At 63.3% G+C, this 23168-nt stretch carries 20 protein-coding genes and 1 pseudogene; 9 read left to right on the top strand and 12 right to left on the bottom strand.

All coding sequences use genetic code 11. The annotated features are described in order from the left end of the window. Positions 1-452, top strand: a 452-nt coding sequence (locus AC1DS3_RS20155; RefSeq protein WP_477127807.1) for a LuxR C-terminal-related transcriptional regulator, incomplete at its 5' end; no start/stop codon positions are given. A gap of 101 nt (positions 453-553) precedes the next feature. Here AC1DS3_RS20155 and AC1DS3_RS20150 read toward each other — a convergent pair. Then, a complete protein-coding gene (locus AC1DS3_RS20150) occupies positions 554-2383 on the bottom strand; it encodes a hybrid sensor histidine kinase/response regulator (RefSeq protein WP_441636594.1) in 1830 nt (609 codons plus the stop codon). Between the two features lie 148 nt (positions 2384-2531). Between AC1DS3_RS20150 and AC1DS3_RS20145 the strand changes: the two genes are divergently transcribed. The 6 genes from AC1DS3_RS20145 to dut all read left to right on the top strand — a co-directional run bounded on the left by AC1DS3_RS20145 (position 2532) and on the right by dut (position 10208). After that, positions 2532-3539 carry a bifunctional riboflavin kinase/FAD synthetase gene (locus AC1DS3_RS20145; protein ID WP_441636592.1) on the top strand — a complete coding sequence of 336 codons (1008 nt, stop codon included), beginning with the start codon at positions 2532-2534 and terminating at the stop codon, positions 3537-3539. Positions 3540-3687: 148 nt separating this feature from the next. Next, entirely contained in the window at positions 3688-6579 is a 2892-nt protein-coding gene (ileS, locus tag AC1DS3_RS20140) for an isoleucine--tRNA ligase (protein WP_477127806.1), read from the top strand. Then, complete coding sequence (gene lspA / locus AC1DS3_RS20135; protein ID WP_441636588.1) at positions 6579-7118, top strand: signal peptidase II; 540 nt, start codon at positions 6579-6581, stop codon at positions 7116-7118. The genes ileS and lspA overlap by 1 nt, the downstream gene beginning before the upstream one ends. A gap of 237 nt (positions 7119-7355) precedes the next feature. Continuing rightward, positions 7356-8552 (top strand): bifunctional phosphopantothenoylcysteine decarboxylase/phosphopantothenate--cysteine ligase CoaBC, encoded by a 1197-nt coding sequence (coaBC, locus tag AC1DS3_RS20130; protein WP_477127805.1) that lies wholly within the window; start codon positions 7356-7358, stop codon positions 8550-8552. Between the two features lie 46 nt (positions 8553-8598). After that, positions 8599-9621 carry an LLM class flavin-dependent oxidoreductase gene (locus tag AC1DS3_RS20125; protein WP_441636584.1) on the top strand — a complete coding sequence of 341 codons (1023 nt, stop codon included), beginning with the start codon at positions 8599-8601 and terminating at the stop codon, positions 9619-9621. An 86-nt stretch (positions 9622-9707) separates the two neighbouring features. Next, positions 9708-10208, top strand: coding sequence for a dUTP diphosphatase (gene dut / locus AC1DS3_RS20120; protein ID WP_441636582.1), 501 nt, complete (start codon positions 9708-9710; stop codon positions 10206-10208). Between the two features lie 32 nt (positions 10209-10240). Here dut and AC1DS3_RS20115 read toward each other — a convergent pair whose 3' ends face one another. From AC1DS3_RS20115 to clpS, 4 genes are all read right to left on the bottom strand, one after another. Next, positions 10241-11083, bottom strand: coding sequence for a VOC family protein (locus AC1DS3_RS20115; RefSeq protein WP_441636580.1), 843 nt, complete (start codon positions 11081-11083; stop codon positions 10241-10243). Positions 11084-11097: 14 nt separating this feature from the next. Then, positions 11098-12111, bottom strand: coding sequence for a Bug family tripartite tricarboxylate transporter substrate binding protein (locus AC1DS3_RS20110; RefSeq protein ID WP_441636578.1), 1014 nt, complete (start codon positions 12109-12111; stop codon positions 11098-11100). A 152-nt stretch (positions 12112-12263) separates the two neighbouring features. Further along, positions 12264-14558: an ATP-dependent Clp protease ATP-binding subunit ClpA gene (gene clpA / locus AC1DS3_RS20105; protein ID WP_477127804.1), complete on the bottom strand. Its 2295-nt coding sequence runs from the start codon at positions 14556-14558 to the stop codon at positions 12264-12266. Further along, a complete protein-coding gene (gene clpS / locus AC1DS3_RS20100; RefSeq protein ID WP_006157525.1) occupies positions 14555-14881 on the bottom strand; it encodes an ATP-dependent Clp protease adapter ClpS in 327 nt (108 codons plus the stop codon). Before clpS ends, clpA begins: the two co-directional genes overlap by 4 nt. Positions 14882-15394: 513 nt before the next feature. On the opposite strand from clpS, the gene AC1DS3_RS20095 reads away from it, so the two are divergent. Further along, positions 15395-15601: a cold-shock protein gene (locus tag AC1DS3_RS20095; RefSeq protein ID WP_006157526.1), complete on the top strand. Its 207-nt coding sequence runs from the start codon at positions 15395-15397 to the stop codon at positions 15599-15601. Between the two features lie 312 nt (positions 15602-15913). Here AC1DS3_RS20095 and AC1DS3_RS20090 read toward each other — a convergent pair. From AC1DS3_RS20090 to AC1DS3_RS20075, 4 genes and pseudogenes are all read right to left on the bottom strand, one after another. Continuing rightward, positions 15914-16072, bottom strand: a pseudogene (locus tag AC1DS3_RS20090) (type II toxin-antitoxin system mRNA interferase toxin, RelE/StbE family); the annotation flags it as partial. Positions 16073-16448: 376 nt separating this feature from the next. Further along, positions 16449-17144: a hypothetical protein gene (locus AC1DS3_RS20085; RefSeq protein ID WP_441636575.1), complete on the bottom strand. Its 696-nt coding sequence runs from the start codon at positions 17142-17144 to the stop codon at positions 16449-16451. Beyond that, positions 17144-17713, bottom strand: a complete 570-nt coding sequence (locus tag AC1DS3_RS20080; RefSeq protein ID WP_441636573.1) for a PAAR domain-containing protein — start codon at positions 17711-17713, stop codon at positions 17144-17146. The genes AC1DS3_RS20085 and AC1DS3_RS20080 overlap by 1 nt, the downstream gene beginning before the upstream one ends. A gap of 437 nt (positions 17714-18150) precedes the next feature. After that, positions 18151-18678, bottom strand: a complete 528-nt coding sequence (locus AC1DS3_RS20075) for a hypothetical protein (protein ID WP_477127803.1) — start codon at positions 18676-18678, stop codon at positions 18151-18153. A gap of 361 nt (positions 18679-19039) precedes the next feature. Here AC1DS3_RS20075 and AC1DS3_RS20070 point away from each other — a divergent pair, with 361 nt between their 5' ends. Further along, on the top strand, positions 19040-19369 hold the full coding sequence (locus AC1DS3_RS20070; RefSeq protein ID WP_477127808.1) for a helix-turn-helix domain-containing protein: 330 nt from the start codon (positions 19040-19042) through the stop codon (positions 19367-19369). Between the two features lie 89 nt (positions 19370-19458). Here the strand turns inward: AC1DS3_RS20070 and AC1DS3_RS20065 are convergent, their stop codons facing one another. The 3 genes from AC1DS3_RS20065 to AC1DS3_RS20055 all read right to left on the bottom strand — a co-directional run. After that, complete coding sequence (locus tag AC1DS3_RS20065; RefSeq protein ID WP_477127802.1) at positions 19459-19863, bottom strand: hypothetical protein; 405 nt, start codon at positions 19861-19863, stop codon at positions 19459-19461. A 356-nt stretch (positions 19864-20219) separates the two neighbouring features. Beyond that, positions 20220-22928, bottom strand: coding sequence for a phage NrS-1 polymerase family protein (locus AC1DS3_RS20060; RefSeq protein ID WP_477127801.1), 2709 nt, complete (start codon positions 22926-22928; stop codon positions 20220-20222). Further along, a partial coding sequence (locus tag AC1DS3_RS20055) for a helix-turn-helix domain-containing protein (RefSeq protein ID WP_477127800.1) occupies positions 22925-23168 on the bottom strand: 244 nt, incomplete at its 5' end. The genes AC1DS3_RS20055 and AC1DS3_RS20060, both read right to left, overlap by 4 nt.

Genomic DNA, 23168 nt, shown 5'->3' with positions numbered 1-23168 from the left:
CCATGCAGGCGCTCAAGACACTGGTACCTTCCGCTCGCTTTATTTTTATGTCGGCCGAGGCTACGCCTGAGATCGTGGGCCGCGCGCGCGCGCTCGCGGCCTGTGGCTTCGTCGGCAAGCACCTGGACGCCAACGCATTCACCGCCGCCGTGCGCAAGGTGCTGGCCGGCGACACCTCCTTCCCGTCGGACGAAGCGCTCAGCGGCCGTGCTCAATCCTTCGGGCCGGCGCACGGTATTCCGGTCACGCCGGCGGAACTGGGCCTGACCCCGCGCCAGGGCTCGGTGCTGGCGCTGGTGCTGGAAGGCCTGCCCAACAAGGTCATCGCGCGCCGGCTGGGCCTGACGGAAAACACCGTCAAGGAACACGTCTCGGCCATCCTGCAGCGGCTCGGCGTGCGCACCCGCATGCAGGTCATGTCGCGCATGGAGCGATTCCGCCTGCGCCAGTAACGCGCACCGGCGACGCCTGCGGCTCACGCTGACTGGGCAGGCGGCAAATAAAAAATGGGCCTGCGCGTCATGCGCCGGCCCATTTTTTATGCCTTCGCCGCTCAGGCGGGCCGCAGCCAGCGCCGCAGCAACAGTCTCAATGCAGCCGGGTCGACCGGCTTGGGCAGCACGAAGTAGCCTGCCTCCTCGGCCGCTGCCAGCGCGGCGGATTTCAGGTCGCCCGACAAGAGCGCGCTGCGCGCCTGCGGCTGCGTGTTCTGCCAGCGTTCAAGCAGGTCCAGTCCGTTTTCGCTGCCAGGCAGGCGCAGGTCGCAGAAGATGATGTCCGGCTTGAGTCCCTGGAGGAACAGGCGGTCGGCATCCGCGCCGTGCGCGGCGCAGGCTACCTGGATGCCCCACGCCTCCATTAGCGCAATCCATGCCTTGCGGATCTGGGTGTCGTCGTCGACCACCAGCACGGTGCCACGCAGGTGGTCGGGCTTGGCATCCTCGGCCTGCGCGTTGGCCCGCACGGTACGGATGGTTGCCACGGTCTCGGCCGCCACCGGCGCCAGCGAGAACCAGAACACCGATCCCCGGCCCGGCACGGAGCGCACGCCGTAGGTGCCGCGCATCAGCCGTACGCATTCCTTGAAGATCGCCAGCCCGAGTCCCAGGCCCTGGGACGGGTCGCGCTGCGGGTTGTGCACCTGGTAATACGGCGAGAAGATGTCCGGCAGATGCTCGGGCGTAATCCCTGCTCCGGTGTCCCACACCTCCACGCGGATATGCTTGCGGCGCTCGCGCGCGGTCACCAGCACGCCGCCGCGCCGGGTATAGCGCAGGGCATTCTGCACAAGATTGAACAGCGCGCGGCGCAGCAGCACCGGCTCGGCCATGGCGTACAGCTCTTCGGGCACGCGCGGGGTCAAGGTCAGGCCGCTTTCTCGCGCGTCGGCGGCGAACTGGCTCATGACCTCGCTGATCAGATGGCTGAGCTCGCACGGCTCCAGCGTGGGCAGCACTTTGCGGCCCTCGAGCTTGGACAGGTCCAGCAGCGAGCGGAACAGCAGGTCGATGGTCTGGGTGCCGGCGGCCACCTGCTCCACCAGCGGATGGAGCGAGGATGACTTGTTGCGGGCGCGCAGCGCCTCCACCAGCATCACCAGCGCATGCACCGGCTGGCGAAGGTCATGGCTGGCGGCGGCMAGGAAGCGCGACTTTTCCTCGCTGGCATGCAGCGCCCTCTCCTTCTCCTCCTGGAATTGCTTGGCCAGCCTGCGGCTGTCGCTTTCCAGCTGGATGGCCCGCACCAGCGTGCGCTGCAGGTTCAGCGCATGGCGCGTGAGCATGATGGCGTAGACCACCAGCAGCAATTGCACATAGGTGCCATGGCCCGGGAAGGCGTACTCGGCCAGCAGGATATTGGGTACCAGGATCGGGATGCCGGCGTAGACCAGGTTGGATGGCACCGGCGACTGCGCGGTAACGCCGCCCGCCAGCACGCCAAGCGCCAGCAGGTACAGCACGCTGGAAAAAACGGTGGAGCCGGTATAGAGATGCAGCAGCGCGGAGCTGCCCCAGGTCAGGCCGGTCAGGAAGGCCATCGCGCGCATATTGGCCCACCATTTGCGCGTGTGTGCCGAGCGGCTCATGGTGGCGCAATCGCGCAGGTAGCCGAAGTAGAACCAGCTGGTGGCCGCGGTCAGCACCAGCATGACGCCGCACCAGCCCACCAGGGCACTGTGATCGGCGGCCGACCAGAAGGCGATCGCGGTCAATGCCGGAAGCACCACCGAGGCGACGATGGCGGTGGGGGAGACGCGATGGATGGTCGCCAGCAGCTTGGCCCGCGTTTCGGTATCGAGCGGAGGCCCTGGCGGCGGCAGGATTCGGTTTAGCAGCGCGTTCAAGGGAGGGCTGGGGGCAGCGAGTGCGATCCGCCGTATCATGCCGCCTTTTGGAGCACAACGCCATGACAATGAGTCGATCCGTGCACAAAAACGCCAGTCCGGGCATGCCGGCCACCGCCGCCAGGCCAAACTTGTCCACCATTCGCCTTATAATGCTCGCTTTACCCAAACGCCTGTTGCCGTCCTCGTGAAAGTCTTCCGTGGCCTGCCCAACGCCGAAAGCCGGGCGCCCTGCGCCCTCACCATCGGCAATTTTGACGGTGTGCACCGCGGCCACCAGTCCCTGCTCGCCCGCGCGCGCGCTGCAGCGGATGCACGCGGGCTGCCGCTATGCGTGATGACATTCGAGCCGCATCCGCGCGAATTCTTCACGCCGGAAAAGGCGCCAACGCGCATTGCGCTGCTGCGCGACAAGCTGGAAAGCCTGCGCCGCAACGGTGTCGACCGTGTTGTCGTTGAGCACTTCAACGCACACTTCGCGGCGCAGTCCCCGCAAGCATTCGTCGAAAACGTACTCTGGCATGGCCTGCACACGCGCTGGCTGCTGGTCGGCGACGACTTCCGCTTTGGTGCCAGGCGCGCCGGCGATTTCGCCTATCTGCAACAAGCCGGCGTCCAGTTCGGCTTCGACGTGGAGCAGATGGGCTCGGTCTCCGAAGGCGGCGTGCGCATCTCCAGCTCCGCCGTGCGGCAGGCGCTCGGCGATGGTGATCTCGAACACGCGCGCCGCCTGCTTGGCCATGGCTATGCCATCAGCGGGCACGTTGTCCACGGCCGCAAGCTCGGTCGCGACCTGGGCTTTCCCACCATCAACCTGCGTATTTCCCACAAGCGGCCGGCGGTCAACGGCATCTTCGTGGTGCAGGTGCACGGGCTGGCAGAGCACGCCATACCGGGTGTGGCCAGCATCGGCGTGCGCCCGACCATCGAAGATGCCGGCCGGGTGCTGCTGGAAGTGCACCTGTTCGACTTCAGTCAGAACGTCTACGGCAAGCTGGTGCGGGTCGAGTTCATGAAGAAGCTGCGCGACGAAGCCCGTTTCGATGGCCTGGAGGCGCTGACCGCCGCCATTGCCAAGGACAGCGCGGACGCGCGCGCCTTCTTCGGCCTGACCGTGCCGGGCTCGCCCGAGGGCACGCCCCCGGCCGCGGGCAGCCGCGACTTCGCCACCTCCGCCACCGACCGAATTAGCTAGCGCCCCGTTCCCGCGCGGCGGGACCCGGGTCGCTACCCCAACCCGAAGCCAGCCCGCGGCACCCTCCGCAGCCGGTCCACGCTGTACCGCGCGCCCGCACCCAGCCGAGCTAGTGCCGCGCGCCAACCGAATTGCCCCGAGAATCGACATGTCCAACGACAAACGCGCCAAGCCCGAAAAAAGCAAGTACCCGGTCAACCTGCTCGAGACCCCGTTCCCGATGCGCGGCGACCTGCCCAAGCGCGAGCCGCTGTGGGTCAAGCAATGGCAGGACAAGCAGCTCTACAAGAAGATCCGGGCCGCTCGCAAGGGCGCCAAGAAGTTCATCCTGCACGATGGCCCCCCGTACGCCAACGGTGACATCCACATCGGCCATGCGGTCAACAAGGTCCTCAAGGACATGATCGTCAAGGCGCGCGGCCTGACCGGGCTGGATGCCGTTTATGTGCCGGGCTGGGACTGCCACGGCATGCCGATCGAGATCCAGATCGAAAAGCAGTTCGGCAAAGGCCTGCCGGTGCAGGAAGTGCAATCGCGCGCCCGTACCTACGCCACCGAGCAGATCGCCCGCCAGAAGCTGGACTTCGAGCGCCTAGGCGTGCTGGGTGACTGGGAACATCCCTACCTGACCATGAACTACAGCAACGAAGCCGACGAGCTGCGCGCGCTGAGCAAGATCATGGAGAAGGGCTATGTGTTCCGCGGCCTGAAGCCGGTGAACTGGTGCTTCGACTGCGGCTCGGCGCTGGCCGAGGCCGAGGTCGAGTACAAGGACAAGACCGATCTGTCCATCGACGTGGGCTTCCCCTTCGCCGAAACCGACAAGCTGGCCCATGCCTTCAAGCTGCCGGCCGAGCAGCTCGCCGCCAAGCCGGGCTGGGTCGTGATCTGGACCACCACGCCCTGGACCATCCCGTCCAACCAGGCGCTGAACATGCACCCGGAAGTCGAATACGCGCTGGTCGATACCACGCGCGGCTTCCTGATCCTGGCCACCGAGCGCGTCGAAGAGCAGCTCAAGGTCTATGAACTGGAAGGCACGGTGCTGGCCACCACCACCGGCGCAGCGCTGTCGGAGATCCGCTTCCACCACCCGCTGTCCAAGATGGACGCGGGCTACGACCGCCTGTCGCCGATCTACCTGGGCGACTACGTCACTACCGATACGGGCACCGGCATCGTGCACTCGGCGCCGGCCTACGGCGTGGAGGATTTCCAGTCGTGCAAGGCGCACGGCATGAACGACAGGGACATMATCAGCCCGGTCATGGGCGACGGCGTCTACGCCAGCACGCTGCCGCTGTTCGGCGGCGAGAAGATCTGGGACGCCAACCCCAAGATCGTCGAAGTGCTGAAGGCCTCGGGCAACCTGTTCAATTCGCACAAGTACACCCACAGCTATATGCACTGCTGGCGCCACAAGACGCCGATCATCTACCGCGCCACCTCGCAGTGGTTCGCGGGCATGGACGTGGATCCGGTCAATGAAGACGGCACCAACGGCCCGACCCTGCGCGAAACCGCGCTCGCCGGCATCGAGGCAACCGAGTTCTACCCGGCGTGGGGCAAGCAGCGCCTGCACAACATGATCGCCAACCGGCCCGACTGGACCCTGTCGCGCCAGCGCCAGTGGGGCGTGCCGATGGCCTTCTTCCTGCACAAGGAAACCGGCGCACTGCACCCGCGCACGCCGGAGCTGCTGGAGGCAATCGCCAAGCGCGTGGAAGTGCACGGCATCGAGGCCTGGCAGACGCTCGACCCCAAGGAACTGCTGGGAGAAGAAGCCGCCATGTACGAGAAGAACCGCGACACGCTCGACGTGTGGTTCGACTCAGGCACCACGCACTGGACGGTGATCCGTGGCTCCCACCGCGAAGACCTGTACGACGCATCGGCCGACCTGCCCGACGGCCGTCTGGCTGACCTGTACCTGGAAGGCTCGGACCAGCACCGCGGCTGGTTCCATTCGTCGCTGCTGACTGCCTCGATGCTGTATGGCAAGCCGCCCTACAAGGCGCTGCTGACCCACGGCTTCACGGTGGACGGCGAAGGCCGCAAGATGTCGAAGTCGGTCGGCAACACGGTGTCGCCGCAGGACGTGTCGAACAAGATGGGCGCCGAGATCATCCGCCTGTKGGTGGCCTCGACCGATTACTCCGGCGAGCTGTCGATCTCCGACGAGATCCTGAAGCGCGTGGTGGAAGGCTATCGCCGCATCCGCAACACGCTGCGCTTCCTGCTGGCCAACCTGGCCGACTACGACCACGCGCAGCACGCGCTGCCGGCGTCGGAATGGCTGGAAATCGACCGCTACGCGGTGGCCCTGACCGGGCGCCTGCAACAGGAAATCCTGTCGCACTACGACGGCTACGAGTTCCACCCGGTGGTCGCCAAGCTGCAGACCTTCTGCTCGGAAGACCTGGGCGGCTTCTACCTGGACGTGCTGAAGGACCGCCTCTACACCACCGCGGCCAACTCGAAGGAACGCCGCGCCGCGCAGAACGCCGTGTACCACATCACCCAGGCGATGCTGCACTGGATGGCACCGTTCCTGTCGTTCACCGCTGAAGAGGCCTGGCAGATCTTCGGCCATGGCACGGAGCACACCGACACCATCTTCACCAGCACCTACTACGACGTGCCGGCGATCGACCAGGCCGACGACCTGCTGCAGAAGTGGCACGTGATCCGCGAAGCCCGCGCCGAAGTCACCAAGCAGCTCGAAGCGGTGCGCGTGGACGGCGAGATCGGTTCCTCGCTGCAAGCCGAAGTCACCATCCAGGCCGGTGGCCCGGTGCTGGCCGCGCTGCAGAGCCTGTCCGACGACCTGCGCTTCGTGCTGCTGACTTCCGCTGCCAAGGTGGCCCCAGCGCCGGAAGGCGGCGACCTGCTGGTCACCGTGACGCCGTCGGTGCACGCCAAGTGCGAGCGCTGCTGGCACTACCGAGCCGACGTCGGCCGCGACCCGGCCCACCCCACCCTTTGCGGCCGCTGTGACAGCAACCTGTTCGGCGCCGGTGAACACAGGAGCCACGCCTGATGGCCGCCACCACCACGCGCACCGCGCGCGGCACCAAACGCGCCAGCAGCAAGGGCACCAAGGGCAGCAACACCACCCCGCTACTGTGGATGGCGTTCGCCCTGCTGGTGATCATGCTGGACCAGTTTTTCAAGATCGTCATCGTGCGGACCTTCGCCTACGGCGAATCCCGTCCGGTAACGCGCTTCTTCAACCTGGTGCTGGTCTATAACAAGGGCGCCGCCTTCAGCTTCCTGGCGGATGCCGGCGGCTGGCAGCGCTGGTTCTTCACCGGCCTTGGCGTGGTGGTGGGGCTGTTCATCGTCTGGATGCTGTACCGCCATACCGGGCAACGCCTGTTTTGCTTCGCGATCTCGCTGATCCTTGGCGGCGCCATTGGCAATGTGGTGGACCGCGTGGTGTACGGCCATGTCGTCGACTTCCTCGACTTCTACGTGCGCAACTACCATTGGCCAGCCTTCAACGTGGCTGACTGCGCCATCACGGTGGGCGCTGTGCTGCTGATCGTGGATGAACTGCGCCGCGTCCGCCGGCACTGAGGCCACACCAACGTTCCGACCGCGCCCGCGTCATGCGGGCGTTTTTCATGGTGCTGCCTGACTGGCCGGATGGCGGCGCGCACGGCGCGCCGGCAGCGCCGCCAACGCGCGCGCGGGCAAGCCGGTATGATTGACGTTTCTCCGGCGCGGGGGCGGCAAGCGCTGCCGCCTGCCGCGGCAACCGGACAACCGGACAACCGGACAACCGGACAACCACTTCAAGCGAAGAGCATATCCATGGATCTGCGAGGCAAGCATCTCGTCCTTGGCCTGACCGGCGGCATCGCCTGCTATAAATCAGCCGAGCTGGTCCGCCTGCTAACCAAGGCCGGCGCCACCGTGCAGGTGGTCATGACCGAAGGCGCCACCCAGTTCATCACGCCGGTGACCATGCAGGCACTCTCCGGTCGCACGGTCTTCACCTCCCAATGGGACGCGCGCGTGGGCAACAACATGGCCCATATCGATCTCTCGCGCGAAGCCGACGCCATCCTGGTCGCGCCCGCCTCTACCGATTTCCTCGCCAAGCTGACGCACGGCCTGTGCGACGACCTGCTGACCACCCTGTGCATCGCCCGCAACTGTCCGTTGCTGGTGGCACCGGCCATGAACCTGCAGATGTGGCAGGCCCCCGCCACCCAGCGCAACGCCGCCCAGTTGCGCAAGGATGGCGTGACCCTGCTGGGCCCCGGCAGCGGCGATCAGGCGTGCGGCGAAGTCGGCGACGGCCGCATGCTGGAGCCATCGGAACTGCTTGCCGACATCATCGCGTTCTTCCAACCCAAGCCGCTGGCCGGGCGGCGCGTAGTCATCACGGCCGGGCCCACCTTTGAAGCCATCGACCCGGTGCGCGGCATTACCAACCGTTCCTCTGGCAAGATGGGCTTTGCGATCGCGCGCGCGGCCCGCGAGGCCGGCGCCGACGTGGTGCTGGTGGCCGGCCCGACGGGCCAGCCCACGCCGCGCGGCGTAGCCCGCACCGACGTGGAAAGCGCGCAGCAGATGCACGATGCGGTGATGGCGAGCCTGCCAGGCGCCGATGTGTTTATTGCGGTCGCGGCGGTGGCCGACTGGCGTCCCGCCGAAGTCGCCAGCCAGAAGCTGAAGAAGGCCAACGATAGCGACACGCCGACACTGCACTTTGTGCAGAACCCCGACATCCTTGCCGCCGTGGCCGCAAAGCCGAACGCGCCCTATTGCGTGGGCTTTGCCGCCGAGAGCGAAAAGCTCGAGCAATATGGCGAGCAAAAGCGCCAGCGCAAGAACGTGCCCCTGCTGGTGGGCAATATCGGCCACCACACTTTCGGCATGGACGACAACGAGATCGTGCTGTTCGATGCSSRMGGCATGACCCGSCTGCCGCGCGCCGACAAGCTGACGCTGGCGCGCGACCTGGTCGCGGCCATCGCCCAGCGCCTGCCCGCGCGCCGTTGAATCGGCGCGCCCAGCCCCCGAACATCACCCGGCCCCGGCCCTGAACATGTCCGCAAGCAAACCCAAACTGCGCCTCTCGGTGCTCGACCAGAGCCCGGTCATCGCCGGCCACAACGCGCGCGATGCGCTGGCCGCCACCGTGGAACTGGCGCAGGCCGCCGACGCGCTGGGCTACACCCGCTACTGGTGCGCCGAGCACCACGGGCTGCGCGGCGTGTGCAATCCGGCGCCGGAAGTCATGCTGGCGCGCCTGGGCAGCGTCACCAAGCGCATCCGGCTGGGCTCGGGCGGCGTCATGCTGCCTTACTACAGCCCCTTCAAGGTGGCGGAGCAGTTCCGCATGCTGGAGGGCCTGTTCCCGGGCCGCATCGATCTTGGTGTGGGGCGTGCGCCGGGCGGCGACATGCGGACCGCGCAGGCGGTGGCCATGGGCCAGTACAACCGGGGCGACCAGTTCGAGGAGCAAGTGCGGGACCTGTCCTGGCTGTTCCGTGGCGAGATGCCGCCCGGCCATATCGCCGAGGGCGTGGTGCTGCAGCCCGAGATCGATACGCGGCCGGAGCTGTGGGTGCTGGGATCGAGCGACTTCGGCGGCGCCTTGGCGGCACGCCTGGGGCTGCGCTTTGCCTTTGCCCACTTCATCAATCCGCATGCGGGCCACGCCGTCGCCCAGCAGTACCGCCGCGATTTCGAGGCAGGCTATGACGAGCGGCCTTATAGCGCGGCGGCGATCTTCGTGATCTGTGCCGACACCGAGACCGAGGCGGCGGAGCTGGAGCGCGCCGTGGACCTGCGCCGGCTGCAGATGGCCTATGGCGTCAACGCGCCGATCCCCTCGCTCGCGCAGGCCGCGCAGCACGAGCTCAGCGAGCGCGACCGGCTGATCGTCGAGCGCGAGCGCCCGCGCACCATCTGCGGCACGCCCGAACAGGTGGCGCAGCGCATGCTGGCCCTGCGCGAGCGCTTCCTCGCCGACGAGCTGGTGGTGCTGAGCGTGGCCGCCAGCTACGCGGCGCGGCTGCGCACCTACGAGCTGCTGGCGCAGGCGTTCGACCTGTCKGGCCACTAAGGGCAGCTAAGGGCGGCTGGGGGGCGACCAAGCTCGGCTATCATCTCAGGTTGCCAACGTTTTAGTTTTCCCGGGACCGACCAGCCATGACATTCGAAGCCAACCCCACCGTCGAAATCAAGGTGCTTGACGCACGCCTGCATGAATGGGGCCTGCCGGCTTACCAGAGCGATATGGCGGCGGCGATCGACCTGCACGCCTGCCTGGACGCCGCGCTCACCATCGAGCCGGGCAGCCCGGCGCAACTGGTGCCTGCCGGCATCTCCGTGCACATGGGCAACCCCTACATGGCGGCCACCATCGCGCCGCGCTCGGGCCTGGGCCACAAGAAAGGGCTGGTGCTGGGCAACTCGATCGGCGTGATCGACGCCGACTACCAGGGCCCGATCATGGTGAGCGTGTGGAACCGCAATGCGCCCGGCACCGAGCCGATCGTGATCCAGCCGGGCGAGCGCATCGCGCAGATGATGTTCGTGCCGGTGCTGCGGCCCGTGTTCAAGACCGTGGAAGTGTTCTCCGAAGACACCGTGCGGGGCGCGGGCGGCTTCGGCTCAACCGGCGTGCATCACGCCAAGAGCGGCAGCTAAGCGGGAAAGACGGCGCGCTTGACGATACGGCGTTAGCGCGCCTGCTCGAACAGCAGCGCCACGCCGCCGGCCAGAGCGGCAGGAATCAGGCTCTCATCGGGCCCCAGGTCGAGCGCCCCGACGCACGCCTCGCGCCAGCCGCGGCGAGCTGCGGCCAGGTCGCTGGTGCGCAGCCGGATGGCGGCGTACCCCGGCACGGCGCGGCGCACATGCTCGGTGCCGGTCGCGGCGGCAAGCGCCTGCGGCGTGGTCACCACCAGCGTGGCGCCATCCAGCGCCAGGCTGCAGATGTGATCACTCAGTTGCGTCATCTCGCCGCCGGTCAGTTCGGCGTAGGCACGCCCGGCAGCCTCGACCAGGGATGGCGCCACCACCAGGAACATCGTAGCGATGCCCATGGCGCCGTTGGCATGCGTGGTCCATTCCGGACGCCACAGCAGCTCCGGCGTGCGGTGCTCGCAGATGAAGTAGCGCGCGCCCGGCGCATCGTCGATCGCGGCGACGCGGAAGGTCGCGGGGTGCTCCGTGCCATCGTCCAGCCGCACCGGCCGCGAGAACTCGATCGGGTCCGAAGTGTGCCAGCCGCCGCCGCGCAGCTGTGCCGCGTCGGTGAAGGTATCGCTGCTCTTGCAGGACAGCCCCGCGCAGCCGCCCCCGGCCTCCTGTGCATCCCAGTAATACTGCCGCGTCGGGCTGGGCGCGGTGACATGCAGCAGCTCAAGATAGTCGCGCGCCAGCATGACGCAATGATTCTGCGAGCCGAGCGTGTGGTAACCGCGCGGCGTCAGCGTGAAGCCAAACCCGCGCCAGGCTTGCGCCGCGGCGTCAAGATCGGGACACACCATCACGGCGTGGTCTAGCGGTTCCATCGTCATCGCACCCTCTCGCTTCAGTCGAACTGGATATTGGCCTTGCGCGCCACTGCCTGCCATTTGTCGTGCTCGTGGCGCACCAGGCTGGCCAGCTCGGCGGGGCTGCCGCCCACGATCTCGAAGCCCTGCATGGCCAGCGCATCCATCACGCGCTGCTGCCGCAACGACTGAACCAGGGCATCGTGCAGGCGCGCCACGGTCGGCTCCGGCAACCCGGCCGGGCCAAACACGCCGATCCATGAATAGGCTTCGAAACCGCGATAGCCTTGCTCGGCCACGGTTGGCAGCTGCGGGAACTGGCGCAGGCGGCTTGTGCCGGTCACGCCAAGCAGCTTGATCGTCTTGGCAGCCACATGCGCCTGCACCGCCGCATAACTGGAGAAAAATACGTCGACTTCATTGGACAGAACCGCCTGCACCGCCGGGCCGCCACCTTTGTACGGCACGTGGAGAAAGCGCACGCCGGCCTCGGTCGCCAGCGCCTCGGCGGCGAGCTGGTTAAGGCTGCCGATGCCGGAAGACGCGTAGCGGACGCTCTCCGGCTTCAGCCGCGCCATGGCGACCAGCTCCTTCACGTTGGACGCGGGCAACGACGGGTTGGCCGCGATCACCAGCGGAAAGCGCACCAGTTGCGAGATCGGCGTGAAGTCGCGGAAGGTATCGTAGGGCAGGTTCTTGTAAGCAAACGGGTTGATGGCATGGGTGTCGAACGCCATCAACAGCGTGCTGCCGTCGGGCTTAGCCCGGGCCACGGTACTCGAAGCAACCAGGCCACCGGCGCCGGGCTTGTTGTCGATCACCACCGTCTGGCCGAGCCCGCTCTTCAGGCCGGGCTGCAACTGGCGTGCGACGATATCGACGCTGCCTCCCGGAGGGAACGGCAACACCATGGCGATCGGACGGCCGGACGCGCCTGTCGTGGCATCGCCACCCAGGGCAGCCAGGCCAGGCACGGGAATCAGGGGCATCGCGCCAAATGGCAACGATTTGAGCAGCAGGCGGCGCAGCCGCGAGCGTTGGGATTGGGACATCAGGCACTCAGACGGATGGCGGGCACACAGCTGCGGTCCGCAGCCGCACCCGGCCAAAACAAAAAGGGCGGCATCGCTGCCGCCCTGTATTTTGCCCGAGGATAGCACGAATTGCAGGCAAGGTCCGCTCTGCCTGCCCTTCGCGCTTCGTCCTAGACTTCCGCTTTCTCGTTTTCCGGTGCTTCCGGCGGTTCCGCGGCAGCCTCGGCAAAATCCAGCTTGATCTGGTCCTGCTCGTCGAGATCCACCACCACCCGGCCACCGGACACCAGCTTGCCGAACAAGAGTTCGTCAGCCAGCGCCTTGCGGATCAGGTCCTGGATCAGGCGCTGCATCGGCCGCGCGCCCATCAGCGGGTCGAAACCCTTCTTGGCAAGGAACTTGCGCAGGTGGTCGCTGAAGCTGGCTTCCACCTTCTTCTCGTGAAGCTGCTCCTCAAGCTGCATCAGGAACTTGTCCACCACGCGGAGGATGATCTCCTCGTCGAGTGAACGGAAGCTGATGATGGCATCCAGCCGGTTACGGAACTCCGGCGTGAACATGCGCTTGATGTCGACCATCTCGTCGCCCTGCTCGCGCGAAGACGTGAAGCCGATGGTGGCGCGGTTCATGGTTTCCGCTCCCGCGTTGGTGGTCATGATGATGATCACGTTGCGGAAGTCGGCGCGGCGGCCATTGTTGTCGGTCAGCGCGCCATGATCCATCACCTGCAGCAGGATATTGAAGATATCCGGATGCGCCTTCTCGATTTCGTCCAGCAGCAGCACGCAGTGCGGCTTCTTGGTGACGGCCTCGGTCAGCAGGCCGCCCTGGTCAAAGCCCACGTATCCCGGCGGCGCGCCGATCAGCCGGCTCACCGCATGGCGTTCCATGTATTCGGACATGTCGAAGCGCAGCAGCTCGATGCCCATGATGAAGGCAAGCTGCTTGGCCACTTCGGTCTTGCCCACCCCGGTCGGGCCGGAGAACAGGAAGGAACCGATCGGCTTGTCCGTCTTGCCAAGGCCAGCGCGCGACATCTTGATGGCCGAAGCCAGCGCCTCGATGGCCGGCTCCTGGCCGAACACCACCGATTTCAGATCGCGATCCAGGGTCTGCAGCTTGCTGCGGTCATCCTGGTTGACGCTCTGCGGCGGGATGCGCGCGATGCGCGAAACGATGTCCTCGATCTCGCCCTTGCCGATGGTCTTCTTCTGCTTGGACTTGGGCAGGATGCGCTGGGCTGCACCGGCCTCATCGATCACATCGATGGCCTTGTCCGGCAGGTGGCGGTCGGTGATGAAGCGCGCCGACAACTCGGCCGCCGCAGTCAGCGCCGCTGCCGCGTACTTGACACCATGGTGCTCTTCGAAGCGCGACTTCAGGCCACGCAGGATCTGCACGGTCTGGTCGACCGAGGGCTCCACCACGTCGATCTTCTGGAAACGGCGCGACAGGGCCGCGTCTTTCTCGAAGATGCCCCGGTATTCGGTGAAGGTGGTCGCGCCGATGCACTTGAGCTGGCCCGACGACAATRCCGGCTTGAGCAAGTTGCTGGCGTCCAGCGTCCCGCCCGAAGCGGCGCCCGCGCCGATCAGCGTGTGGATCTCGTCGATGAACAGGATCGCGTTCGGATTGTCCTTGAGCGACTTGAGCACGCCCTTGAGGCGCTGCTCGAAGTCCCCTCGGTACTTGGTGCCGGCCAGCAGTGCGCCCATGTCGAGCGAGTACACGACCGCCTTTTCAAGGATGTCGGGCACTTCGTTCTTGGTGATGCGCCAGGCCAGGCCTTCGGCGATCGCGGTCTTGCCGACACCCGCCTCGCCCACCAGCAGCGGGTTGTTCTTGCGCCGGCGGCACAGCACCTGGACCACCCGCTCGACTTCGCTCTCGCGGCCAATCAGCGGATCGATCTTGCCGGCCTTGGCCAGCGTGTTCAGGTTCTGGGTGAACTGCTCGAGCGGGCTCTCCTTGCCATCACCGCCTTCGCCCTCGGCCGTGCCGTCGCCGTGCTTGGCGGGCTCGGCCTGGTCCTTGCGGATGCCATGGCTGATGAAGTTGACCACATCCAGCCGGGTCACGCCCTGCTGCTGGAGGTAGTACACCGCGTGCGAGTCCTTCTCGCCAAAGATCGCCACCAGGACATTGGCCCCGGTCACTTCCTTCTTGCCGTTGGAAGTGGACTGGACATGCATGATGGCGCGCTGGATGACGCGCTGGAAGCCCAGCGTAGGCTGGGTATCCACCTCGTCGGTACCAGGCACCACGGGTGTGTTGTCCGCGATGAAGTTCTTCAGACTGGTGCGCAAATCCTCAATATTGGCTGCGCAGGCGCGCAAGACTTCCGCTGCCGTGGGGTTGTCAAGCAACGCCAGTAGCAGGTGCTCCACGGTTATAAACTCGTGGCGTGCCTGCCGGGCTTCAACAAACGCCATGTGCAGGCTGACTTCCAATTCTTGCGCAATCATGCTTCCTCCATCACGCACTGCAACGGATGACCCGCCTGCCGTGCGTGGGTTGACACCAGCTCGACCTTCGTTGCCGCGATATCCCTGGTATAGATGCCGCAGACCCCCTTACCCTCCCGGTGGACGGTCAACATGATCTGCGTTGCCGTCTCCCGGTCCCTGCTGAAATACTGCTGCAGGATCATCACGACGAACTCCATCGGGGTGAAGTCGTCATTCAGCAGCAACACCTTGTACATGGCGGGTGGTTTGAGCGCCTGCTCTTTCCGCTCCAGTACGGTGCCTGCTTCGCGTTGTGGGACATTTGCCAGCCGTGTAGCCATGGCTTTATTCTAACCCTTACGCACAACTCTGCAATTTGGGGAAAAGACACCGGATTCAAGAGGCCGATGCAGCGGCCATCCAGATTCCGTGGACGCCGAAGGCATCCGGGTTCACTCGTGGGTCACTTGAACGGGAAGGCGCACGCCTTTGCGGTGCACCCTTTCCCTCCAAAATACCATCTACAGCCGTTCCTTTCCCGCCACACCCTACCAGGAGTGKGGAATCTGCCAACTTGACAGTGCGCAGGTTTGACAGAAGAATCGTTCGCACATTCACGTCTGGTTACGCGAGCCAAGCAATAGTCCGGACTGAGTGATCCGTGAGCAGGGAGGCCCACGAATCCAGCGGCGGCGAGTCAGCACATCAAACTGGCCGCCACGCGGTGCCCGCACAGTCGTGCCTTTGCGCCCGACCCGGTTCCGTCCGGGCAGCGCGGAAGAACACTAGCCGGGCACCCACTGGCCGCGGCGCTTTCCCCCGCTCGTATCCTGCTTTTTTTGTTGGGGGAGTTTATGGCAAGCGGTATCGTCAAATGGTTCAATGACGCCAAGGGCTTTGGGTTCATCAAGCCGGACGACGGCGAAGAAGAACTGTTTGCGCACTTTTCGGCCATCCAGATGAATGGCTTCAAGACCCTGAAAGAGGGTCAGCGCGTATCCTTCGAAATCATCCAGGGCCCCAAGGGCAAACAAGCCACCAATATCCAGGATCACGCCTGAAGATTCGGTGCGCGGCCGCACCAGCCGGTAGAGCTTGAGGTGGCCACGACAGGATGCGGGGGGATCATCCCCGGAACGGGATCGGCCTGCCCCGCCCCAAAGCACGCAGGCTGGACAGCAGCACGTAACGCATCCGACAAAAAGCCCGGCCAGGTCAATGCCGGGCTTTTTGTTTGGCTCGCTGGTCGCGCCTTTTAGCCTGCCACTTCGATTCCTCATTGATTTCCGGTCGTTTTTGTAGCTCTTTGGTGGCTTTTTGCATAATTTTGGCTGTTTCCGCACATTCAAACACCCCGAAATGTACGTCATTAGGCGCAAAATATCTTGCCCTCCAGTGCCGGCACTATCCAGCCAGTAGATCAACAGGAAGTCGCCGCCAACGTGGCATTCGCGATGGTCGGCCCAGCCGCCCATGAGCGCATGGTGCAGCCACTCAGGCCCGAACGGCGCGCCGTCGGCCTGTGGAAAGATGGCTAAGCACTTACATCGAGATTGCCGACTATGGCGGCAGCGCTAGTCTGCCGTGGGGGTAGGTGATGCCCAACCCAGGAACCAGCTAGCACAAATGCCCCCACGAACAACGCAAGCCCGACGCAATAGGCCGCAAGGCTTCGCCATCGGTCAGGAGAGCGCCGCATGAGCGCTAGCAGTACCAGAATCAAGCCAATCAGCGTCAGCAGACACGCAGTTGCAAGCACAACAGCAGTAACAACAACCAATGAGCCGGTAGTGACCTGCGCGCGAGTGATAGGAGTGAGAAAGGTAAAGACTGCAAAGGCCAAACCCAAGAGCGCAAGGCCAATGGCGATGCAATCCACCGCACTCCCAACCCTGCTCCTAGTTTGTATCATCTGAGCCCCTCGGCGGCCACTTGCTGCGCCAAGGCGGCCCAACGGCGCAGACTGTCTGGCACCACATGCGCATAGTAAAAATGCCCTTCTCCTTTGCCTGCGATCATTTGCTTGCCCAGCAGCGGAGCCGCCACAGCAAGCTCGGCCCACGGCATCCCCGCGTAGATTGGATCTCCATGTTCGGTCAGATTGATCACGGTGGTCTTGCGAATACTTTTGTGGCTACGCAGATCCGCTAGAAACCCGGCCTCGATGGGTGAACCCACCAGTACTAGATGGTCAATCACGTGCCCGGCCCGGGCATAAGACCATGCAGTCTGAGCGGCCAGGAGGGAGCCATAGCTATAGCCGATCAGATTGAATTGGGATGCCTCTGCTGCCATGCCACTCGTAATTGTCCATTCCCCGTTATCGCGCGAGCGGATGGCTAGGCCGGATCGGATGGCATCGATCAGCGTGCCTACGAACTCATAGTCCTTGGGAAGATCGATAGTCGCCGAGTTTGTGATGCCTGCAAAGCAGTGGGCAATCCCTGCCCTCCGGAACGCCTCGAGTTGTGGCCGCACGTAGTCGCCATCTAGTCCGGCCCCACCCCAATACAGAGTCCCGCGAGGCCGCAGCAGATAGACCTTCACAGGCGCGCGCTTCTCAATCGGAGTCAATGGAATTTGTATCGTCTTGATTGGTTGCATCAGGCATCCTCCCCAAATATTTCCAGCGTCATGGTCGCTGCGGTATCGCTCGAAATGCGCTCGGTCATACCGCTGTCGTCTGTTCGCGCCTCGATCGATCCGCCATCGCCTGTCAGGCGGTAGCGCCGGCGTGCCAGGGGTTGGCCGGAGTTTTCGTCCAGAAGTTGCACCTGTTGGTCGTAACGGGGATTAGAGGCCAAGAAGGGCGCCACTGGGAAATCAGTTGTGCCCGCGATAACTTCCTGCACGCTTGCCACTCCAGCACTCTCGGCTTCGTCGTCGCACCAAGTCTCGCCGGCGAGAGTGGCGATAATGCTCGGATGTGTCGGGCACTTGCAGAGCACGATATCGCCATCAGCCGCCGTCTCGCCCATGAAGCTAATACGGCTCGGTCCGCCAGCCTTTGCAAGGATGCCGGTGGTCTTGCAGGCTTCGCAGTAGGCTTGCCCACCGATAAGCGCTACCTGGTGGCCGGCACCGTCGCCAATGGTGAAAACTGGCCCGTCATACGGGAGGATGACGCCATCTGGTGAAAGCCTGTCGCCCACACACGCAACTCTGCGCATCATGGTTTGGCCTCCCAAGTTGCGGTCAACTGCTTCACGTTGTGCATACGTTCTCCCATGGATTGATTGATAGGCGTTTGGCGCCTCCCTACTTATGCGCGATACAGCACCAAAATCAATCGGACATTTCTGCAAGTGCGGAGAGCATTTTCCTTATGTGTCCTATTCGGTCTTTTTTTTATGTCGACCTGGCTGCACACTTGCCGGGTAGTATCTCCTGATACGACGGGATGAAAAAAAACCCCGGCGACCTTTGCGTCGCCGGGGTTTCGGTTCAGGCTGAGACAGCCCGGACTACGGTCACATTCGATCATTCTGTGTAAATCGCCCGCAAAGCCTTCACAGGCATAGAGCAGTCACTTACACACATGCGATAACACTCACGACAGCACTCACTATCTCCGGACTGCCCTACTTATCCACAGGACAAACGTCGGCCTTCAGTGCGACGCATCGAGCAGATCACGGAACTTACATGCTGTTTCGGTCTCAGGGTCGTCGCCGCTTCCCCCTCGGCAACGCTCATTGAGAGCCGCCCTCACATTCTGACGTTGAACCTTACCGCCCGCGTCATACGGAATGTGAATTTCGGAACCGCTCGCTGTGTGGAGGGTGTAACCAGCACCGCGCGTATAGGGTACTTTACCAAGAGCCGTGCCGTCCTGACCCACGGCAAAACATAGGTCCATCCCACTCGATGCCTTGACGGTTGTCATGATGAAGAAGCGCTCGCCTTTCCGCACAACATCAATGATGTCCGCGTCGTCTTTCCGCTGCTCCGGTGCCGCTGCCTGCGGCGCTTGCTGATCGCGCCGCACGCTGGGCGACTCCAGCTTGCGCTGAAACTCCGGCGAGACCAGACGGAAATTGCCGGCAGGCCAGACGATGGGGGTAAGTGTCGAGCCTTCGCGCGCAACAATTTTTTGCTTATCTTCGGACAGGTAATAGCACCCGCTGGAAACCACCATCCCGTCTGCACGCGTGACGCTGTAATGGTGCCATTGATGCAGGAGACCCTCACAGTTCCAATCTTCCAGAACGATCCAACCACCCAACGCGGTCGGCGCGGTTGCGATAGGCTTGATCCGACTGGTCCAAGCACAGCATCACCCAGCAATCCCCATCCCGCCGCACCCATAAGCGATTTCGCATTTTCCTGCGAAAGCGTATTGACGTTTTCTATGTCTTCGAAACCGAGTTTCACGCGCCGCCATGCGCTCGTGCGCACGATAAGCGCGGGAACAAAGCGTTTGCGAAACATCGGCCCGACAGCTTTGTTTGCAACCTGAGCGTTGTGGAAGTCCCCAGCAAGAATTTTTACTAAGCCAAGTGCCATGGTTGTCCCTCTTTGCTACTCGGTTCCGGCGCGTGCACCGGGCTAACGCCCGCGAAAATGTCACGATTGGAGCGTGGTCAAAGAGTGTACATCAGGCCAAATTGTCGTGCGTGAGCAAGCTTAGAAAAACGTTCGGTAATCAGGTCAAGCGACTTCGGCGCGAAGCCGGTATTTCGCAGGAGGACTTCGCCGCTACCTGTGGGTTTGCTCGCAGCTATATGAGCCGCATCGAGCGTGGAACGTCGAATCTATCTTTGGATGCCATAGAGCGCCTTGCCGCTGGACTACAAATCTCAGTTGAGGAATTGTTCAAGGGACTGTAGGCCGGCCCCGAGCGACAACTATTGTCTTGTGCGCGGCCATCATCAGGTATGCGCGTCAAAAGACCTCCCAACATCGACGGGGCAATAGGTTAATGCCCCGTCATCGAGTGCAGCACACGCGCTTGGGCAATGACGCTGCTCAATGGCAGTTTGATGCGTGCGCGGACCGCTTCAGCAATCATCACTAGTACAGTATCTGCGAGCGGATCACGCCCGCACAGTAGCGTCATTTCATCGCCCGATGCGCCAATGATGTCGAGGCCCAGCCTGGCACGAACACAATCAGTCACACGCTTGACCAATACGAAGGGACCTCCAACGACAGGCTCGCCCTGGCGCGCTTTGCGAAGCCGATAGCCGCGCGTGGGATTAGCTGCAAACCATTCGCGGTCGTCCGTCTGCCACACGCTCTCGTGATTGAAGCCGACTAGCGCCGAACCTTGGCTGGCAATGTGACCGGCAATCTCTGCTTTGATAATCTTCGTGTCGTTCATAATTTTCCAACCTAGTTGCAATCATGGTGTTCGACAGAACAGGGGGTAACCATGGGGTTCCAACATAGCCGCAATCATGCCGTCCGCAATTTCGGACCCATCTAGCGGCACGGAGCAGCCGCCCGTTCCACTGTTCTTCCACTGTTCCAACCGTCCCACCTGTTCCATATCCTGCAAACCCTTGCCAGCAAAGGCTTTGCGCGGAACAGATGTTGTTTTGGAGCGGAACAGCCACCTGTTCCACCTGTTCCGGGTGAAGCACTCCGCCTGTTCCGCACAAAGCCTTGCTAGTAAAGGGATTGCGGGGGAATGGAACAGGTGGAACAGGTGTTTTTTGCATAGTGGGAGAACCATCGTCAGCCCTCCCACAATTTCGCAGTGAACACATACACCCGTGATTTGCCTTTTCCGGGGATACGTTCAGAGCGCTGCGCCCATCCGTTACCGTCAGGTTTGATCCATCCGGCTGCAATCAACACCTTCGTTACGGTCTTGGGTTCATACCCGACACAGATTTCCCGCTTAAACACTTCTGGCAGCACCAGATACTCGACGCCGCCACCTGCACTGGCGCGCTTGAACCCTGCCCGGTTGATTGTCGAGCGACCGTGGCTCGCGAGCACAACGGGGGTTCCTTCTAGGGGTTCGATTGGCGACAACGAAGTAAACCGACTCTCCTCGTGTGACTCGAAAAACGCTTTCACGTGGGCCAGAATCGCGCCTTGTTCCTGATTGCCCCCGCCGCCGCGATTGTCGAGCCATGTCTTGAAGCAATGTGCCGCCGCGTTCAACGCGGCACCTTGTGGCCAACCCGTTACGCTGTACGCCGTCGCGCACTCGCCAGCCAGCCCGATAAGAGCGAAGCGTTKGCAAACACGAGTAGCCTGCCCGCTCGCATCGTTCGGTAAGTGATTGCGCAGAAACACCGCCGTCTCATGCCTGAGCCAACCGGGAAGTGACGGCAGATTGGTGGTCGCGCGTTCGAGAAACGCGATGGCGGCTGCGCCGTACGCGGCCTCAGTCCCGGCCACGATGCCCTGTGACAATTGCGCCCCGCCTGTCATACCGTGCAACGTMTCAAATAGGCCGTGCCCCGCGCCAGCATCAGCGGGAATATCGACCAGGCGCACCTCTTGTCCCGCTCGCACGCGCTTTCCGCCTTCATGCATGTGCTGTGAAAGTCCGATCTCGCCAGACGACAGGAATAGCAGCCGCCACGACTGGCGATTACGCGCCGCCCCCGTTCGCGCTGCACGTTGCTTGCCGCTGCCGTTGGCTAGCATGTAGGCGATCTCTCCAGCCTCTCGCGGGTCAACCTGTGCCATCTCATCGAGTACTAGCAGCGAATCGTTATGCACCGCTGCCAGGCCTTCCAGACCGTTTGAAGTGGCTCGCCAGCGTTGCAGATAATCGGGGCCTCCGATCACGCTACAGGCGGCGCGCAATGCTGTTGTTTTACCCGTCGAGCTATCGCCAACGAAGTGCAGCCCGCCCGACTCCTGTCCGGACAGGTGTAGTAGCATCCCGGCAAACGCGGACGACACAGCCAGTAGCAACCGGCTATTGCCGACACAGAAGCGCGCGACGGTGTTTTTCCAGTCGTCCAGCGTGCCCGCCTGCGCATAGGTCCGGTTAGCAATCTCCGTCTGAAACAACACACGTTCCGCAGAATTGCCAATGGTCCGATCCGGCATTACAAACACGCCATCATGCCAACCTGTTCGCGTTACGCAGCGTGCACGTGCGTCAGGTTGAGCGACGGTGATGTATTCAGTTAGCTTGTTTCGGGCCTTATTGCCCGGCGCGATCCGCAACCCAAGGCGGGCCAATTCGCCGCGCATGTCCGCGCCGTCGCCCTTGAGCATTTCCATCGGCATCACCCATTGGTGCGGCAGCCCGTCAGCATCGCGCCATTCGAGCACACGGCCCCAGTTATCGGATGCCTTATCGCGCGCCAGAGCGGTAACGAGCAACGTTGAGCAAATCCACGCCGGGTCGCCATCGTCGCCGTTATAAAGAACGCCACCATCCGTAACAACGAAGCCATGCGGCGCGCGGTAGTCAGTCACCACGTTTGAGGTCGCGCTATCTCCGATAAAACGCGTCTGTTCCGCACACGCATCAGTGATGGTTCGTCGGAGATACGTTCGATGCTTGTCCCATTTTTCCCGCACCAAGGCAGACCGGCGCATAAGACGCTCAATTCGCTCGCAGTCTCTTCCCGTCCAGTAGGCGAGTTCTTTGGCCAGAGCGTAATCGGCACTGCTCGCATCAAATGGTTTGCCTTCGGCTCCGGGCCACACGTTGGACAGTACCGCTTCGTTGCGCTCCCACAAGTCACGGAATGATGCGCGCACCGCGCCGCCGAACGCTTCTGCGGCGCTCTTGGATTTAACGTGCGTAAGAGCCTTATCGATCACCTCTGAATCGTCCACCCCGCCAGCCCATCCGACACAAGGGGTTGCAGTCCATTCGAACGGGACAGCATCGTATTCTTTGGGCGGAAAATGCTGCGCGACAAGAGCAGCAATCGCTGCGTCATGCCGCGTGCTCGCGTCGCCTATGGCGTTCGTCCCGGAAAGCGCGATGAAGTGCCCTTCGGTATATAGTTCGATGTGATGCTCAGTATCCTTCGTGGTGTGTGCAGGTACAGGGCCACTCCCCCAAATATGGAGGCCGCGCCCGCTAACGGATACTTCGATAGCCGCGCCGGGAAATCGCCCACACAGGTCGTTCGCCAATGGGGACCATGTATTGCCGTCCTGTAGCGCGCCGTCAATATCGTGGCACCACAGATCGTCATCGGCAGTCAGAACGAAGCCCACGCCCCATCCGCTACCCATACTCTCGGCCAGCGAACACGCTGTCTCCGGGTCAAGCCAATTGGCGGAATCGTGCGCGTTCGAGGGTTGCAGCGTGTGCGGACTGATTGGAATTTTATCGAGCCGCCCGTTTGCCATCGGCGCGAGTTGATAAAGAATGAATTGCTTGTGCCGCGTGAGAGCCTTAAGCGACCCCGCGAGCGCATGGCGCAAAACGCCAATTTTGGACAACGGCGCGTTCATGCGCGCCCCCTGAGCACATACACACCAACACGATGCAAATTGCCGCTCTCGGTTAACTCGGCGCGCATGATAGTCACGATGCGATAGCCGTAGTGACGCCGCAATTCATAGACGCGCGGACGCGGATCATAAATATCGAGATAGCGCGACGCTTCGAACGTTGTAATGCTGCCCAATTCGCGCATGGCAACGAGTAACCGTGAGCGCTGAGTTGCGCTATTATTGCCAGGCGTCTTGCAC

The organism is Cupriavidus sp. 01L46 (assembly GCF_056399905.1).
The sequence above is the reverse complement of the archived record's forward strand: the minus strand, read 5'-3'. Positions and strand labels throughout refer to the sequence as shown.